This window comes from Streptomyces sp. NPDC006879 (assembly GCF_042869595.1).
Classification (GTDB): domain Bacteria; phylum Actinomycetota; class Actinomycetes; order Streptomycetales; family Streptomycetaceae; genus Streptomyces.
Genome location: NZ_JBIAGC010000001.1, coordinates 251,199 through 266,855, shown reverse-complemented (window position 1 = coordinate 266,855; position 15,657 = coordinate 251,199). Strand labels below are relative to the sequence as shown.

Sequence of the window (15,657 nt, the reverse complement as noted above, 5' to 3'; positions counted from 1 at the left end):
GCGTCGCGCAGACCGCGTCAGACCAGGGCGGTGGCTTCCTCCAGGGTGAGGCCGCCGCCCTCGGCGCGGGCGGCTTCGAAAGCGGCCTCCCCGAGGACGGCACGGGACAGTTCCTCCGCCCACTGGCGACTGTCGCGCTCCATGGCGACTTCGAAGTGGCCCACCGGCAGGAGGTGCCGCTGGGCGCCCAACAGGCGGGCGGCCCGCAGCGCCCGTTCCGTACCGCCGAGGGCGGCGTACGATCCGGCCGCCGTCATCAGGTAGTGCGCCGACATCTGCGGGGCCATCAGCTGGGCCAGCGGGTCCTTGGACTTCTCCAGGGCCTCCCGGACCAACGTCAGGGCCTCGGAGTACCGGCCCTGCAGATTGTCGAGCCAGGCCAGAGTGCCCAGCACAAAGCAGTCGAAGATGGCATAGGCGCCGAAGGCGAACTCCTCACGCAGGACGATGAGTTGCTCACGCGCTTCGGCGATGCGGCCGGCCCGGCCCAGCCACATGGCCAGGAACATTCGAGCAGGCGGCATCGCTTCGCTGTTCGGGCCCATGTCGCTGTCCACCACCTCCTGGAGGATCTCCAGGGCGTCCTCCGCCTGACCCGACTCCCCGAGCACACCCGCAAGGCGCACCCGTAGCAGCGTCACCTGGGATTCGGCGCCCAGTCGATGGGCGTACTCGATGGCCTCCCGGAAGTCCGCCACCGCCTCGGTGAACTCGCCGCGCCTCTCGTGGGCCTCACCACGAGCCGACAGCGCCTCCGCCGCGCCCCAGTCGTCGGCGAGACGGCGGTAGATCTCCAGACTCTCCTCGGCGTCCCGGGTGGCGTCACCACCCCATTCCGTACGGTTGGCCAGCACGTTGGCACGGATCTGGAGCGCATTGGCGAGATCCCAGTCGTAGCCGAGCTCCCGGGCCGTGTCGATGGTGGCGTCGATGACGCGCTGGAGGAAGTCCTGGTCTCCGGCGATCATCACCACGAAGATCCACAGGCCGCCCGGCGCACGACACAGCTGGGGAAGCCCCGGACGGTAGGTGGCGAGGATGCCCTCGATGAGCGTGCGCGCCTCGGGTGACCTCCAGCTGTCGTAGGTCTGGTCCCGAGAAGCCACCTGGACCAACCGCACGCCTCGACGGGCCTCTACCAACAATTCACCCGTGTACGGCGGCGGTTGGTCAACCACCTGCTCGTACACCGGCAACGCGGGCTCAATCGGCGCTGCGAAGGGGTCGGGTCCGAGGGCCGCCGCGGCCTCGGACCAATGGCGGGACTCCGTGCGCAGTTCGCGCAGGTTCCAGTACCAGGCGAGGCAGTGCACGAAGCACAGCATCTCCTGTTCGTCGCCCGCGGCAGCTGCCCGGCGCATGGCCGTCCGCAGGTTCTCGTACTCGGTCTCCATGCGGACGTTGGCCGTGCGCTGGGTCGGGCCGCGCAACAACGGCTCGTTGGCCCGGGCGAGTTCCCGGTAGTAGACCAGGTGCCGCCGTTCGGCGGCCTCATGGTCCCCCGGGTTGGTGGCAAGACGTTCGGCGGCATACTCGGCGACCGTCTCCAACAGCCGGTAGCGCATCTGCCCCGAACCATCGGGGGCGGCAACGACCAGGGACCTGTCGACCAGGGAGCCAAGGACGTCGGGCACGTCGAGGGCCTCGGCGTCCAGGGGGCCAGCGCAGACCTCCTCCGCGGCGGCGAGGTCGCAACCACCCGCGAAGACCGAGAGCCTCCCGAGGACCGCCCGTTCGGACTTGTCCAGCAGGTCCCAGGACCAGTCCACCACGGCCCGCAGGGTCTGTTGGCGTGGCAGTGCCGTCCGACTGCCGCTGGTCAACAAGCGGAAGCGGTCGTCAAGCCGATCGGCGATCTGTCGGGCCGTCAAAAGGCGCAACCGGGCGGCGGCAAGTTCGATGGCCAGGGGTAGACCGTCCAGGCGACGACAGATCTCAGCCGCGGCATCAGGGTCCCCCGCCACCGTGAAACCGGGGCGGGCAGCCGCACCGCGGTCGGCGAGCAGTTGCAGGGCCATCGGGGCGGGAAGGGGCTCGACCGGGCGAAGCGACTCACCGGCCACGCCCAGGGGCTCCCTGCTGGTGGCCAGGACCTGCACGCCCGGGCACCGGGCCAGCAGCTCCTCGGCGAGGTGCGCGGCGGCCGTGACCACGTGCTCGCAGTTGTCCAGCAGCAGAAGCATCCGCCGTCGCGCACAGTGCTCCATGAGGCGGGCCACCGGGTTGTCGCCGGCACGGTCGGTCATCACCCGCAACTCTTCGGCGGCGGCACCGCGCAGCTTCGTCTCCCGGGCGCCCAGGGCGCTGAGCACGGCCTCGGGCACGTCATCGGGGTCGTCCACGGGGGCGAGTTCGACCAACCACACCCCGTCGGGCCAGCGCTCGCTCACGCCGGCTGCGGCGACGGTTTCGGCGGCCTCCTGGCAGAGCCGGGTCTTGCCCGCGCCGCCGGGTCCCAGCAGGGTCACCAGCCGGGCCCGCCGGAGGTCCTCACCGATGGCGGTGATGTCCGTCTCCCGACCGACGAAGGTGGTCAGTCGAGCCCGCAGGTTCCCGGAGGGTCTGCGAGCCCCCTCGGGGCGGGCAGCACCCTCCGGCGTGGCCCGGGCGCGCTCAGGGGTCGGCGTGAGCCTCGTCGGGTTCAGTAGTTCGGCGTGCAGGCAGACCAGTTCCGGGCCGGGGTCGGTGCCGAGCTGGTGGGCGAGGTCATGACGTACGGCCTCGTAGGCCTGGAGTGCCTCGGCAGGTCTACCGGCAGCCCGCAGGGCGCGCATCCGCAAGGCCTGGAGTGGTTCGTCCAAGGGGTGCTCACGGCAGAGGGCGGCCAGTTCGGGCAGGAGTTCCTCCGCCTCGCCGAGGGCGAATCGGGCGCCCAGACGACCTCGACGGGCAACTCGGCGCTCGGCCTCCCAGCGGGCCGTGTCGCCGGCTCGGCCGGGCAGGTCGGAGCATGCCGGCCCTCGCCACTGGGCGAGGGCCTCGGTGTACAGGTCGACGGCGAGCGCCGGGTCACCGCCGGCCAACGCGGCGGCGGCTTCGTCGACAAGCCGTTCGAAGCGGTAGACGTCCACGTCCCCGCGGTCGGCGACCAGTCGGTAGCTGCCCTCCCCTGAGGCGATGGCGGTCCGCCCCAGGCTCCGTCGCAACCTGCCCACCAGGGCTTGGAGTGCTCCGGACGCATCGGCGGGCGGGTCTGCGCCCCAGACCTCGTCCACCAGGACGCCTGTGCTCACCGGCCTGCCCGGACGCAGCGCGAGCGCGGTGAGCAGGGCGCGCAGCCGCGCCCCGCCGAGGGCGACGGCCGTGCCGTCCTCTTGAAGTGCCTGAGCGGTGCCAAGAATCCCGTAACGCACCGGCCCATTGTCGCCGCTCCCACGCGTAGATCGGCTCCGGTGCTCTCGATCCGTGGCCACGCGCCGGAGCGGGCACCCGCCCCTGCGGCCCGTGCGGCTGCGCGAGTGGCCGGGAGGCAATCACTCCACTTACTTGTCCGGACCGCTTGGTGAAGCCCGCCGACCGGAACGGACTCGCTTTCGGACAGCGGACTTGCATGATGGTGTGACACGATAAAGATCACTGGGGGGATCAGTGGCACCTGTAAGTCGTCGTACCGCGCTCGCCGCCGCTTTCGCGGGAGTCGCGTCGACACCGCTTCTCGCTTCGGCGGTCACCCGGACAGCACCTGGCGCGGACGCCGCGCAGTCCGTCGCCCTGACAGCGGCCGAGGCGCCGTCACCGACCTCGATGCTGGTGACGCGCCAGAGCCTCAACCGTGCCATGTACTTCCGCACCGGCCTGGGCGGGCCGCTCTCCCTGAAGCGGCTCGGATCGGGGACGCCGGCCACCTACGAGGTCTCGGACGCTATGGGACCGTTGGCCATGCTCACCGAGGGAGCCAGGACCGTCACGGTCACGGGCATGGAGCGGACGTTCAGCGAGCAGAAGAAGCAGTTCAAGGACACCTTCGACCGTGCGACGAACGGCTGGGGCAGTTCCCCCGGCGGCGGCCGGTGGAAAGTACCCACGGACGGCGCGGTGGAGTTCGACATCGAAGGTGGGCTCGGAGCAGCCGTGCTCCACAGGAGCGCCAGGAGCCGGTTCGCCACGCTCATGGACGACGACGTGGCCGACGTCGACGTCAGCGCCGCGTTCACGATCGACAGGATGCCGGAGGGGGACGCGATCTCGGTCGGCCTCACCTGCGCCTACGACGATGCGGACAACAACTACCGCGCCCGGATCAGCTTCCTCACCACGGGTGAGGTCAAGCTCACACTGGAGAAGGAGGTTCAGGGAACCACCACGCCGTTGGACTCCGGGCAGCTGGGTGTGGGCAGCGACTTCACCCCACTCGACCTCTGGCACCTGCGTCTCCAGCGGGAGGGCGGCACCCTTCGTTGCCGAGCCTGGAGGGACGGGACTTCACAACCCACCACTTGGCAACGCACCGCCGTGGACCACAGCCTCACCACAGGCCAGATCGGCATCCGCGTCCTCGCCAACGGCGGGAGCACGGCGCTGCCGACGAGGGTTCTGGTCCACTACTTCCAAGCCGACGGCCGGTGGGGGAATGCTCCGGAAGTCACCCATGACCAGTGGGTGCGACTGCTGGAAGCACCCTTCGACGGCACCTTGACGGCTGACCTGGAACAGCGGTTGCGAGGTTGGGGGGCGGACACCTCACCCGACGCGCTGGCTTTCGCGGCGATGTTCCTGCCCGGGGCAGAAACGATCACAGACCCCGCGCGTGGCCTCCCGGTCCTGGGCGAGTCGGGCTACGGTCCGTTCGACCTGGTCTCGGGGAACGGCACGCGTCTGGAAGGCAGTGACTTCTGGGGGTACATGGGCCTGACCGCCTGGTCGTTCCCCAACGGCGAGACCGCCACCAACCCCGACAACGCCGCACCGGACCCCGCGGTCCACCGGACCAGGCACCTGGACTGCTCGGGCTACGTCCGGATGGTCTACGGCCACCACATGGGCCTACCCATGGTCAACTTCAGGGACTACGACGGCCTCAACCTGCCGCGGACCTCGGCTGCTCAGGCCGGGAGGGGCCCGGGGGTGGTGGTGGCCGGGCCCTCGCACGTGCCCGTGGAAGGCGGGCAGGTGCAGGCACCCCCGGCCCTGGACGGGCTTCGTCCGGGAGACCTCGTCTTCTTCGATGCCGACAAGGACGCGAGGAAGCCGGACAGCGTCGACCACGTCGGCATCTACCTGGGCCGGGACCAGTACGGAAACCGACGCTTCGCGTCCAGCCGCAAGACACCCAACGGACCCACGATGGCCGACCTGGGGGCGAGGTCGGTGCTGGATGCGAAGGGTCAGCTGTACTCGGACGGCCTGCGGGTGATCCGCCGCTTCTGAGCTCCCGCCCACGAGGCACGGGTGGTGGTCCTGCCCGGACCGCCACCCGTGCGCCTTCGGCCCGCCCAGCTGGATGGACTAATCTCGGAGCGACTGATCGTCGGGCCGGTTCACCCCGCCCTCACGGAGGGAAGGTGCAGCGACTTGACTGCTGCGACCACGGCACGGGGCGAGCAGCGCGGGATCAGCCCGGTCTTCCTCGGGATCGTCGCCGTGATGGCCGTCACCGGGTGGGCGGTGTGGACCGAGTTCGCGGCGGCCACGGGCTTCGCCGTGTTCCTGTTCGTGACTTCGGCATGGATCGTCTCGCTCTGCCTGCACGAGTACGCGCACGCCCGTACCGCCCTGCACAGCGGGGACATCTCGGTGGGTGCGAAGGGCTATCTGACGCTGAACCCGCTGAAGTACACGCACGCGCTGTTGAGCATCGTGCTGCCGGTGGTGTTCGTGATCATGGGAGGCATCGGGCTGCCCGGCGGTGCCGTCTTCATCGAGCGGGGTCGGATCCAAGGGCGCTGGAAGCACAGCCTGATCTCCGCAGCGGGCCCGCTGACCAACGTGCTGTTCGCCGTGGTGTGCACGGCGCCGTTCTGGTTGCACGCCCTCTCGGGAGTACCGCTGCCGTTCCGCTTCGCTCTGGCGTTCCTCGCGCTGCTCCAGATCACTGCGGCGATCTTGAACTTCCTGCCGGTGCCGGGGTTGGACGGCTACGGGGTGATCGAGCCGTGGCTGTCCCACGGGGTGCGCCGCCAGGTGGAACCGTTCGCCCCGTTCGGCTTGCTCGCCGTGTTCGCGGTGCTGTTCATCCCGGAGGTGAACGCCGTGTTCTTCGACGCGGTGTACGGGCTTCTGCGCGCCCTCGGCATCTCGGACCTGGAGTCCTACTGCGGGCGGGACCTGTACCGCTTCTGGCAGGACGTGAACCCCTACTGTTCGGTCAGCTGACCGGGCCGGTGGCACGCTGCTTCTCGGCCTTCGCCTTACGCAGGTAGTACCAGGCGATGTTCGAGGACACACCTGCCATCAGCACCCAGATGATCCCGAGGAAACTGCCCTCGACGAAGGCGACCACGGCTGCGGCCACAGCGAGGACGCATACGACGACGGCGTAGAGGGCGAGGCGGGGCATGGGGGACGGCTCCCATCGGAGGGTGTGGCGGGGTCGAACCCTCCCAGTGTCCCCCATGCCCTTCCGCGCCTCGGACCGGGCCGCCTTCGCGGGGCGTCTCAGATGTCCGTGACGCGCAGCCCGGCGTGCGCCTTGTGACGACGATTGACCGAGATCAGGTTGGCGACGAGCGCCTCGACCTGGTGGGCGCCCCGCAGCCGGCCCGCGAAGACTCCACGCATGCCGGGGATGCGTCCGGCCAGCGCCTGGACGAGGTCGGTATCGGCCCGGGACTCCCCGAGCACCAGCACATCGGTGTCGATCGCGTCGAGGGACTCGTCCTGGAGCAGGACGGCCGACAGATGGTGGAAGGCTGCCGTGACCCGGGAGTCGGGCAGGAGTGCGGCTGCCTGCTGAGCGGCGCTGCCCTCCTCCGGCTTGAGGGCGTAGGCGCCCTGCTTGTCGAAGCCGAGCGGGTTGACACAGTCGACGACGAGCTTGCCGACGAGCTCGTTGCGCAGGGCCTGGAGGGTCCTGGCGTGTCCCTCCCAGGGCACGGCGACGATCACGATGTCGCTACGGCGGGCGCACTCGGCGTTGTCGGCGCCCTCGATGCCCAGCCCGAGCTCCAAGGCTGCGCTCTGCGCCCGCTCGACGGCCCTCGAACCGATGATCACCTTCTGCCCGGCCCGGGCCAGCCGGTAGGCCAGGCCGCGTCCTTGGTCGCCGGTGCCGCCCAACACGCCGACGACGAGTCCGGACACGTCCGGGAGGTCCCACGGGTCCCGGGCGGGCGCCTTGGCGGTGCCCGCCGTCGGGGTCTGCTGTGCTGCCGGTGCGCTCTCGGTGGAAGTCATGGGGCCGACCTTACTGGCCGGTCACCTGGCCTCCACCAGCCGTCCGCACACGGCGGCGGACGGGCCGGCGTGCGGTCCGGGTCAGTCCGTGCGGTCGGAGCCGTCGGTGGAGCCCGCCGCGCCGTCGTTCCACCGCGGGTCGCTCTGCCATTCGAGATTGCGCTCCTGGGCGGTCTGCATGGCGTGCTGCGCCTCCTCGGGGGTGGCGTACGGGCCGAAGCGGTCCTTGGCGGGGCACTCCGGCCCCTCTTCGACCTTCTGGTGGACCAGGCAGTAGTACCACTCGCCCGGCTTTCCCACTTGGCGCTTCTTGAACAGGGCCATCGTCGGCTCCTTCCTTCCAGGCCAGCTTGCCCGATGAGCGCTGGTTAGACTCGCCCCATGTCTGGCCAGTCGCTGCTCGTCCCAGGGGAACTCTCCCCCACCCGTTCCGTCCCCGGAAACATCCGGCGCCCCGAGTACGTGGGGAAACCGGCGCCCGCCCCGTACCAGGGGCCGGAGGTGCAGAGCCCCGAAACGATCGAGCTCATGCGGATCGCCGGCCGGATCGCCGCCCAGGCGATGGAGGAAGCGGCCAAGCTCGTCAAGCCCGGTGTGACCACCGACGAGCTGGACCGGGTCGCGCACGCATACATGTGTGACCACGGCGCCTACCCCTCGACCCTGGGCTACCGGGGCTTCCCGAAGTCCCTGTGCGCCTCGATCAACGAGGTGATCTGCCACGGGATCCCGGACTCGACGGTGCTCCAGGACGGCGACATCGTCAACCTGGACGTCACCGCGTACATCGGTGGGGTGCACGGCGACAACAACGCCACCTACCTGTGCGGCGAGGTGGACGAGGAGTCCCGGCTGCTGGTGGAGCGTACGCGGGAGGCTCTCAACCGGGCGATCAAGGCCGTCCGGCCCGGTCGCCAGATCAATGTGATCGGCCGGGTCATCGAGTCCTACGCCAAGCGTTTCGGCTACGGCGTGGTCCGTGACTTCACCGGTCACGGCATCAACACCTCCTTCCACTCCGGTCTGGTCATCCCCCACTACGACAGCCCGCACGCGACCACCGTCATCAAGCCCGGGATGACCTTCACCATCGAGCCGATGCTGACCTTGGGCACCCATGAGTACGACATGTGGGAGGACGGTTGGACGGTGGTCACCAAGGACCGCAAGCGAACGGCGCAGTTCGAGCACACCTTGGTGGTCACGGAGACGGGGACCGAAATCCTCACGCTGCCCTGAGCAGGGCCGACGCGGTCGCGTTCGGCGCTGCGCGTGCCGCGTGGCCGCGCCGGCCGTAGAGTCTTACCGACGAGCAGTCGGGAAGCCTCGGCCGGGTCGCACCCCGGCAGTCGGGACGGCGGGTCGCCGCAGCATGCCCGAGGGTTCCCTCCCCCGGTCATCGGAGGTCCGCCGTGGACGCCTTCTCCCGCGCCATCCGCGAGGCATCGCAGGAGCAACACAGCAGGGCGGCGAACACCGGTTTCATGCCTGACCTGCTCGGTGGACGACTCGGCGTCGAGGCCTACGCTCGATACACCGAGCAACTCTGGTTCGTGTACCGGGCGCTGGAAGGGGCCTCAGCGGTCCTGCAGGACGATCCGGTCGCGGGTCCCTTCATCCAGCCCGAACTGATGCGCGTGGCCGCCCTGGAAGACGACCTCGCGCACCTGCTCGGGCCTCACTGGCGCAAGGACGCACGGCCGTTGCCGTCCACCGACGCCTACGCGCAGCGGGTCACCAGGTGCGCCCACAGCTGGCCGGGCGGATACGTCGCCCACCACTACACCCGCTACCTCGGCGACCTGTCCGGGGGCCAGGTCATCCGCGACCGGGTCGAACGCTTCTGGGGTTTCGCGCCCAAGGGAGACGGTGTCCGCTTCTACGTCTTCGCGGAGGTCACCAGCCCGACCGCCTTCAAACGCCGCTACCGGGAGCTGCTGGACGCGATCCCGGCGGACGACCTGGAGCGCAAACGCATCATCGACGAATGCCGGCGGGCCTTCGCCATGAACGGAGCAGTGTTCCGGGAGTTGGGCGAGCAGTTCCCCCGCAGTGCCTGAAGGAACTCCTCTCCGACCGGCGCGGCACGGCTCGGGGTCAGCTTCGGCGGATCGTTCAGGCGTCGAACCGCACCCGGCCGCCAAGTTCGACCGAGCCGTCGGGCGCGGGCGCGGTGAGGATCTGGGAGCCCGCGCCCTGGCGGATGTTGAGGGCTCGGTTCAGTTGGGCCGTGAGCACCAGCGCCGCGGATCCGGTGGCCTCGTCCTCCACGGGCCCCCGGGGGCAGTTTCCCGCCGCGCCCGCGCAGGTGCCGTCGCAGGAGCCGTGTCGGCGGGGGAAGGCCCGGGCCCGCACCCGCCCCGCAGACTCGTCCTCCCAGGCCCACGCGTACAACCAGCCCTCACCGGGCGGCGGTACGGGCAGGGCGTCGACTTCGGCGGCGCTCGCGTACTGCTCGGTGCGCCGGCCTCCGGCCCATTCCGGTCGGGCGGAGATCCAGGTGAACTCGCCGTCACAGCGCGCCCAGACCTCGCCCACTGCCGGGTTGAGCTCCTCCAGGTCCAGCAGCCAGGCGGCTCCCACCACCGGGTGCCCGGCGAAGGGCAGCCGCAGGCCGGGGGCGAAGATGTCGATGACCCCGCGCTCGGGGTCATCGACGAAGACGGTCTCGCTGTAGCCGAGTTCGGCCGCGAGGGCCTGCCGTGAAGCCTCGTCCGGGTATCCACGGGCGTCGCGCACGACGCCGAGCCTGTTGCCGTGCCGGCCGTCGGCCGCGCAGAACACCCTGAGGACGTCGAGTTGGTTCACGCGGGCATTGAAACACGAGCCCGTCGCACGGGGCAGCTGCGGGCGATCGCGTGGAGGTGGGCAGCCCAGGCCAGGCCAGGCTCCTGCGCACGGTCAGGTCCTCGAAGGGCGCCGCCGCATACGACGGAAAATCGACTTGACCATTACTTGACCCTTCCATGCCCTTCCCATGGGTGGGCCGTGATGAGGCCGTGGCCATGGGGAGCCAATGGCTCAAAGCTGTTGCCCTCATCACGGTAGGAGTGGGTTGCAGTGAGGTAAGCCTCGGTTAAGTTAGGTGCGCCTCATCGCCCCGCCACAGCCCGAGAGGGCCTGCTGAACCCTGCCAGGAGCCCCCATGCGCCCCGCCCGTCTTTCCCTCGTCACGGCCACCGCCGCGGCAGCCGCACTGACCGCCGTCACCGGCTGCGCCGAGAAGAGCGACGGAGCGGGCGAAGGATCGATCAAGGTCACCGCCACCGACACCTCCTGTGAGGTGTCCACCAAGGAGTTCCCGGCCGGCAAGGTGCAGCTCGCGGTTGAGAACAAGGGTTCCAAGGTGACCGAGATCTACGTGCTCTTCCCGGATGACCGCATCGTCACCGAGCGCGAGAACATCGGCCCCGGCACCTCGGCCACCATCACCGCCGAGATCAAGCCCGGCGACTACGAGATCGCCTGCAAGCCCGGCATGAAGGGTGAGGGCATCCGCCAGTCCGTCAAGGCCACCGGGGACGGCAAGCCCACCAAGCGCAGCCCCGAACTGGACGCCGCGGTGGCCGCCTACCGCCAGTACGTCCAGCAGCAGGCGGACCAGACCCTGCCGAAGGTGAAGGTCTTCACCGACGCCGTGAAGGCGGGCAACGTCGAGGCCGCCCAGAAGGCGTACGCGGATTCCCGTATCGGTTGGGAGCGCACCGAGCCGGTCGCCGAGTCCTTCGGTGACCTCGACCCGAAGGTCGACCTCCGCGAGGACGGTCTGGAGGCCGGACAGGAGTGGACCGGCTGGCACCGCCTGGAGAAGGCGCTGTGGCAGGACAAGAAGATCGGCGACGCGGAGAAGAAGCTCGCTGACACCCTCGTGATGGACCTCGCCGACTGGCAAAAGCGCGTCGGTCAGGCCGAGATCACCCCCTCCTCGATGGCCAACGGCGCCAAGGAGCTCCTCGACGAGGTCGCCACCGGCAAGGTCACCGGCGAGGAGGAGCGCTACAGCCACACCGACCTGGTCGACTTCAAGGCCAATGTCGAAGGCGCCCAGAAGTCCTACGAACTGCTCAAGCCGGTGGCCGCGAAGAACGACCCGGCGCTCACCAAGACCCTGGACCAGCAGTTCGCGGCGTTGAACGCCCTGCTGGAGAAGTACCGCACGACCCCCGGCACCTACGTGTTCACCTCTTACGACAAGGTCACCGGGCCTCAGCGCAAGGAGCTGTCGGACGGGGTCAACGCCCTTGCGGAGCCGCTGTCCAAGCTGGCCGCCGCAGTCGTCAAGTAATCGTCGTTCGTCGAGCAGCCGAGCAGGGGAGTTGGGGACCGAGATGCCAACGAAGAACGACCAGGACGGGCGGAACGTGCAGGGCACGCCCGAGGAGAAGGCCTCCATACCGAGCCGCCGTACGGTCCTCGGCTGGGGCGGGGCGGGCCTCGCCCTGGGCGCCGCAGCCGCCGGGGGCACCGCCGTCGCGCTCCAGAGCACGGACCAGCCGGTGCCCGCCGCCTCGGCCGGCTCCGCTGTGCCCTTCCACGGGACGCACCAGGCCGGCATCGCCACACCGGTCCAGGACCGGCTGCACTTCGCCGCGTTTGACGTGAAGACCAAGGACCGGGCCGAGCTGATCCAGTTGCTGAAGGACTGGACCGAGGCGGCCCGCCTGATGACCGAAGGCCACCCGGTCGGGGAAGGCGCCTACGGCGGGCTCCCCGAAGCCCCGCCGGACGACACCGGCGAGGCACTCGGCCTCAAGCCCTCGCGGCTGACCCTGACCATCGGCTTCGGACCCTCCCTGTTCGCTAAGGGCCGGTTCGGTCTGGAGGGCAGGCGGCCCGAGGCACTGGCCGACCTCGAACTCTTCCCCGGCGACAACCTGGACCCCGCTCGCTCCGGCGGCGACCTCTGCGTCCAGGCCTGTGCGGACGACCCCCAGGTAGCGGTGCACGCGATCCGCAACCTGGCCAGGATCGGTTTCGGCAAGACCGCGGTGCGTTGGTCTCAGTTGGGCTTCGGCAAGACCTCCTCCACCACTCCCGAGGAGCAGACGCCGCGCAACATGATGGGCTTCAAGGACGGCACCCGGAACGTCTCGGGCACCGACGCCAAGGCGCTGGACAAGCACGTCTGGGTGGCCGCGAAGGACGCCGCGGACCCCGGCTCGCAGTGGATGACCGACGGGTCCTACCTCGTCGCCCGCCGCATCCGGATGCACATCGAGACCTGGGACCGGACCTCGCTGGTGGAACAGGAGGACATCATCGGCCGGGACAAGGGCGAGGGCGCCGCCGTCGGCAAGTCCCACGAACGCGAAGAGCCCTTCCTGCCGGCGATGAAGCCCGACGCGCACGTGCGCCTCGCGCACCCGGACAGCAACGACGGAGCGACGCTCCTGCGTCGCGGCTACTCCTTCACCGACGGCACCGACGGACTCGGCCGGCTGGACGCGGGGCTGTTCTTCCTGGCCTACCAGCGCGACATCCGCAAGGGCTTCATCCCGGTGCAGCGGCGCCTGGCACGTAACGACTCCCTCAACGAATACATCCAACACGTGGGGTCGGCCGTCTTCGCCATCCCGCCGGGCGTCCGTGACACGGACGACTGGTGGGGGCGGGCGCTGTTCTCCTGACGGGAACGGAAGGAAACAGGCGTGTTCAGCAACTACCTCATCGGCCTGCGCGAGGGCCTGGAGGCCAGCCTCGTCGTCGCCATCTTGGTGGCGTACCTGGTGAAGAGCGGGCGCCGGGACGCGCTGCGTCCTGTGTGGGCCGGTGTGGGCGTGGCCGCGGCGGTCAGCCTGGCCTTCGGGGCAGGGCTGGAGTTCGGCTCCCGGGAACTCACCTTCCAGGCTCAGGAAGCGATCGGCGGGACCCTGTCGATCGTCGCCGTGGGCCTGGTGACCTGGATGGTCTTCTGGATGAAGCGCACCGCGCGCCACCTGAAGGCCGAACTGCACGGCAAACTCGACGCGGCACTGGCGATGGGCACCGGCGCTCTGGTGACCACCGCCTTCCTGGCCGTCGGACGGGAGGGCATCGAGACCTCGCTGTTCGTCTGGCGGGCGGTGAAGGTGGCCGACGACGGCTGGCACCCGTTGGGCGGGGCGCTGCTGGGCATCGCCACTGCGATCGTGATGGGCTGGCTGTTCTACCGCGGTGCCCTGAAGATCAACCTGGCCAAGTTCTTCACGTGGACCGGTGGACTCCTGATCGTCGTAGCCGCGGGCGTCCTCGCCTACGGGGTGCACGACCTCCAGGAGGCGGAGTTCCTCGGTGGGCTGCTGAACAAGGCCTTCGACATCAGCTCCGCGATCCCGCCGGACAGTTGGTACGGGACGCTACTGAAGGGCACCTTCAACTTCCAGCCCGACCCGACGGTCCTCCAGGTCACGGCCTGGCTGGTGTATCTGGTCCCCACGCTCGTCCTGTTCCTGGCCCCGGTAGGGTTCGGTCCGTTGTCCGGGGCGAAGGAGCGTAAGAGCAGTGAGCAGGCTGAAGCGGCCGGCCGCGGTGACGGTGGCGATGGCCACACTCATGGTGACCGCGAGCGGCTGCGTGACGGTGCACGGGGAGGCGGTGGCCGTTCCGACGGCCACCCGGGCTGAGGCGGTCGAGGCGCTGACCCGGTTCACCACCGCCTACAACAAGGCCGGCAGGGCCCACGAGGCGGCCTTCGACAAGGACGTGGTGACCGGCGCCTACGGGGAGATGACGAAGGTCAGGCACCAGTTGGCGAGGCAGCGTCAGCCGCAGGGCAACCCGCGCTTCAAAGACCTCCAACTGACCGACCCGGAGTTCTTCATACCCCGGGCCAAGGGCTGGCCCCGCTGGTTCGTCGCCGACACCGACAGCAATCGGGACAAGGACACCGTCAAGAGCGACAGCCGGTGGGTCTTCCTCTTCTTGAAGGAGTCGGCGAAACAACCGTGGCGGGCCGCGCACCTCGCGGTCCTCGGCCTGCGGCAGGTTCCGGTCTTCCAGCTCGACGCGGACGGCTACGCCGAGCCGGTGCGCTCCGGCACGACCGGCCTCACGGTTCCGCCCGGTGAGCTGAGCCAGCACTACACCGCGTACCTACAGCGGGGGGAACCGGCCGAGTTCGCCAGCGGAAGTCACACCAGCAAGCTGCGTGCCGCCCGGAAGCGGTCGGCGAGCAAGCGCAAGGGGACCTCGGTGGCGTTCACCGACGAACCCCTGAACACCGCGGCCTTCACCCCGCTGGGCTTGCGCACCGCCAAGGGCGGAGCCTTCGTGTTCTTCGCCGCCCGGAGCACCGAAACAACCAAGGGGCCCGCCGGCGCCAAGGTACCGACGAGCGGGGAGACCCGACAGTTCCTGGGGAGCCCCGCGGGCTCCGTCCTGGCCCGGACGTGGATATCCACACAGGCGGCGGTGGTACCCGCCCAGGGGAGCTCCGCCAAGGTACGGGTCATATCCCGCCACCTACAGCTGACCGGCGCCACGTCCCGCTGAGCGCGCTGGCGCGGTGCCGCCGGCGCGGGTGATGCCCCTTCCGGTGATCCGCCCGTGCTCAGCGGCCGAGGGGCCAGGCGACGGCGTGCGGATCGTGGTCCGTGGAGCCCGCGTACTGCGCGCAGGCGTCGGTCAGGGTCTCCAGCAGGGTCAGGGGGTCGGGCAGCGGGTGCTCCATGCCGCGCATCCAGGTCACGCCCTGTTCGCCGTCCGCCTCGCCGGGCAGCCTCGCGGGGGGTACCAGGACGTAGCTGCCGCGGCAGTGCCAGCGCAGACCAGGATGCTCCTCCATGGTCTCCGGGTGGCAGTCCAGCTCACAGGGCCACCACTCGTCCTCGTCCTCGGGGGTGCCCCGGGTGTTGGTGAAGAAGAGCATCCGGTCCAGGTCAGCGGGGCCCCGGTTCTCCACGGCGACCGGACCGACCTCGATGCCCGCGGCCAGCAGTCGCTCCAGGGCGCTGCGCCCCGCCTCCAGCGGCACGTCGAGCACGTCGTGGACCATGCCGGTCGCGGTGACGAAGTTGGCCTGCGGCTGGCCGTGCGCCCATCGCTCGACCTGCGCACGATCGGTGGTGGACTGGGTCTGCCAGGCGAAGGAGAGGGGATGCCGGGCCGGAGTGGGGCAGCCGATGCGCTCGCAGGAGCAGCGGAAGCCGACGGGGTGGGCGGCAGGCGCAAGGGGAAGCCCCGCGGCGGCGAATTCGAGCAGCAGCGCCACACGGGCGGTGTCCTCAGTGGGCGCGGTCGGCTTCTGCCACCGGCGCAACCACTGGGAAATCCTGCTCTGCTCGCCGCGTTCGTAGCGGCTGGACCCGTCGCCCACGTATCCCCTCACCTCACCGAAACCCCGCAAGA

General features: G+C 69.9%; 13 protein-coding genes. 7 read left to right on the top strand and 6 right to left on the bottom strand.

Annotated elements, in window-relative coordinates; translation table 11 throughout:
- Positions 1-17: 17 nt before the first annotated feature.
- Positions 18-3,353, bottom strand: coding sequence for a BTAD domain-containing putative transcriptional regulator (locus tag ACFYMC_RS01225; RefSeq protein WP_388516908.1), 3,336 nt, complete (start codon positions 3,351-3,353; stop codon positions 18-20).
- Between the two features lie 235 nt (positions 3,354-3,588).
- Here ACFYMC_RS01225 and ACFYMC_RS01220 point away from each other — a divergent pair, with 235 nt between their 5' ends.
- Positions 3,589-5,367: a C40 family peptidase gene (locus tag ACFYMC_RS01220; RefSeq protein ID WP_388516905.1), complete on the top strand. Its 1,779-nt coding sequence runs from the start codon at positions 3,589-3,591 to the stop codon at positions 5,365-5,367.
- A 144-nt stretch (positions 5,368-5,511) separates the two neighbouring features.
- Positions 5,512-6,312, top strand: a complete 801-nt coding sequence (locus ACFYMC_RS01215; protein WP_388516903.1) for a site-2 protease family protein — start codon at positions 5,512-5,514, stop codon at positions 6,310-6,312.
- Here ACFYMC_RS01215 and ACFYMC_RS01210 read toward each other — a convergent pair.
- The 3 genes from ACFYMC_RS01210 to ACFYMC_RS01200 form a co-directional block, all read right to left on the bottom strand.
- Entirely contained in the window at positions 6,305-6,496 is a 192-nt protein-coding gene (locus ACFYMC_RS01210) for a hypothetical protein (RefSeq protein WP_388516900.1), read from the bottom strand. The two genes, ACFYMC_RS01215 and ACFYMC_RS01210, sit on opposite strands and share 8 nt — an antisense overlap.
- Positions 6,497-6,594: 98 nt before the next feature.
- On the bottom strand, positions 6,595-7,332 hold the full coding sequence (gene npdG / locus ACFYMC_RS01205; protein ID WP_388516897.1) for an NADPH-dependent F420 reductase: 738 nt from the start codon (positions 7,330-7,332) through the stop codon (positions 6,595-6,597).
- An 81-nt stretch (positions 7,333-7,413) separates the two neighbouring features.
- On the bottom strand, positions 7,414-7,656 hold the full coding sequence (locus ACFYMC_RS01200) for a hypothetical protein (RefSeq protein ID WP_388516894.1): 243 nt from the start codon (positions 7,654-7,656) through the stop codon (positions 7,414-7,416).
- Positions 7,657-7,713: 57 nt separating this feature from the next.
- Between ACFYMC_RS01200 and map the strand changes: the two genes are divergently transcribed.
- On the top strand, positions 7,714-8,571 hold the full coding sequence (map, locus tag ACFYMC_RS01195) for a type I methionyl aminopeptidase (RefSeq protein WP_388516891.1): 858 nt from the start codon (positions 7,714-7,716) through the stop codon (positions 8,569-8,571).
- Between the two features lie 173 nt (positions 8,572-8,744).
- Positions 8,745-9,392 carry a heme oxygenase (biliverdin-producing) gene (locus tag ACFYMC_RS01190; RefSeq protein WP_388516888.1) on the top strand — a complete coding sequence of 216 codons (648 nt, stop codon included), beginning with the start codon at positions 8,745-8,747 and terminating at the stop codon, positions 9,390-9,392.
- A 55-nt stretch (positions 9,393-9,447) separates the two neighbouring features.
- Here the strand turns inward: ACFYMC_RS01190 and ACFYMC_RS01185 are convergent, their stop codons facing one another.
- On the bottom strand, positions 9,448-10,140 hold the full coding sequence (locus tag ACFYMC_RS01185) for a PhzF family phenazine biosynthesis protein (protein ID WP_388516886.1): 693 nt from the start codon (positions 10,138-10,140) through the stop codon (positions 9,448-9,450).
- Positions 10,141-10,477: 337 nt separating this feature from the next.
- Between ACFYMC_RS01185 and efeO the strand changes: the two genes are divergently transcribed.
- Genes efeO through efeU form a run of 3 tightly spaced genes read left to right on the top strand, consistent with a single transcriptional unit; the run spans position 10,478 to position 13,934 of the window.
- Positions 10,478-11,617 carry an iron uptake system protein EfeO gene (gene efeO / locus ACFYMC_RS01180; protein ID WP_388516885.1) on the top strand — a complete coding sequence of 380 codons (1,140 nt, stop codon included), beginning with the start codon at positions 10,478-10,480 and terminating at the stop codon, positions 11,615-11,617.
- Between the two features lie 43 nt (positions 11,618-11,660).
- On the top strand, positions 11,661-12,959 hold the full coding sequence (gene efeB / locus ACFYMC_RS01175; RefSeq protein WP_388516882.1) for an iron uptake transporter deferrochelatase/peroxidase subunit: 1,299 nt from the start codon (positions 11,661-11,663) through the stop codon (positions 12,957-12,959).
- Positions 12,960-12,980: 21 nt separating this feature from the next.
- Entirely contained in the window at positions 12,981-13,934 is a 954-nt protein-coding gene (efeU, locus tag ACFYMC_RS01170) for an iron uptake transporter permease EfeU (RefSeq protein WP_388516880.1), read from the top strand.
- Between the two features lie 926 nt (positions 13,935-14,860).
- Here efeU and ACFYMC_RS01165 read toward each other — a convergent pair.
- Positions 14,861-15,625: a bifunctional DNA primase/polymerase gene (locus ACFYMC_RS01165; RefSeq protein WP_388516877.1), complete on the bottom strand. Its 765-nt coding sequence runs from the start codon at positions 15,623-15,625 to the stop codon at positions 14,861-14,863.
- Positions 15,626-15,657: the final 32 nt, after the last annotated feature.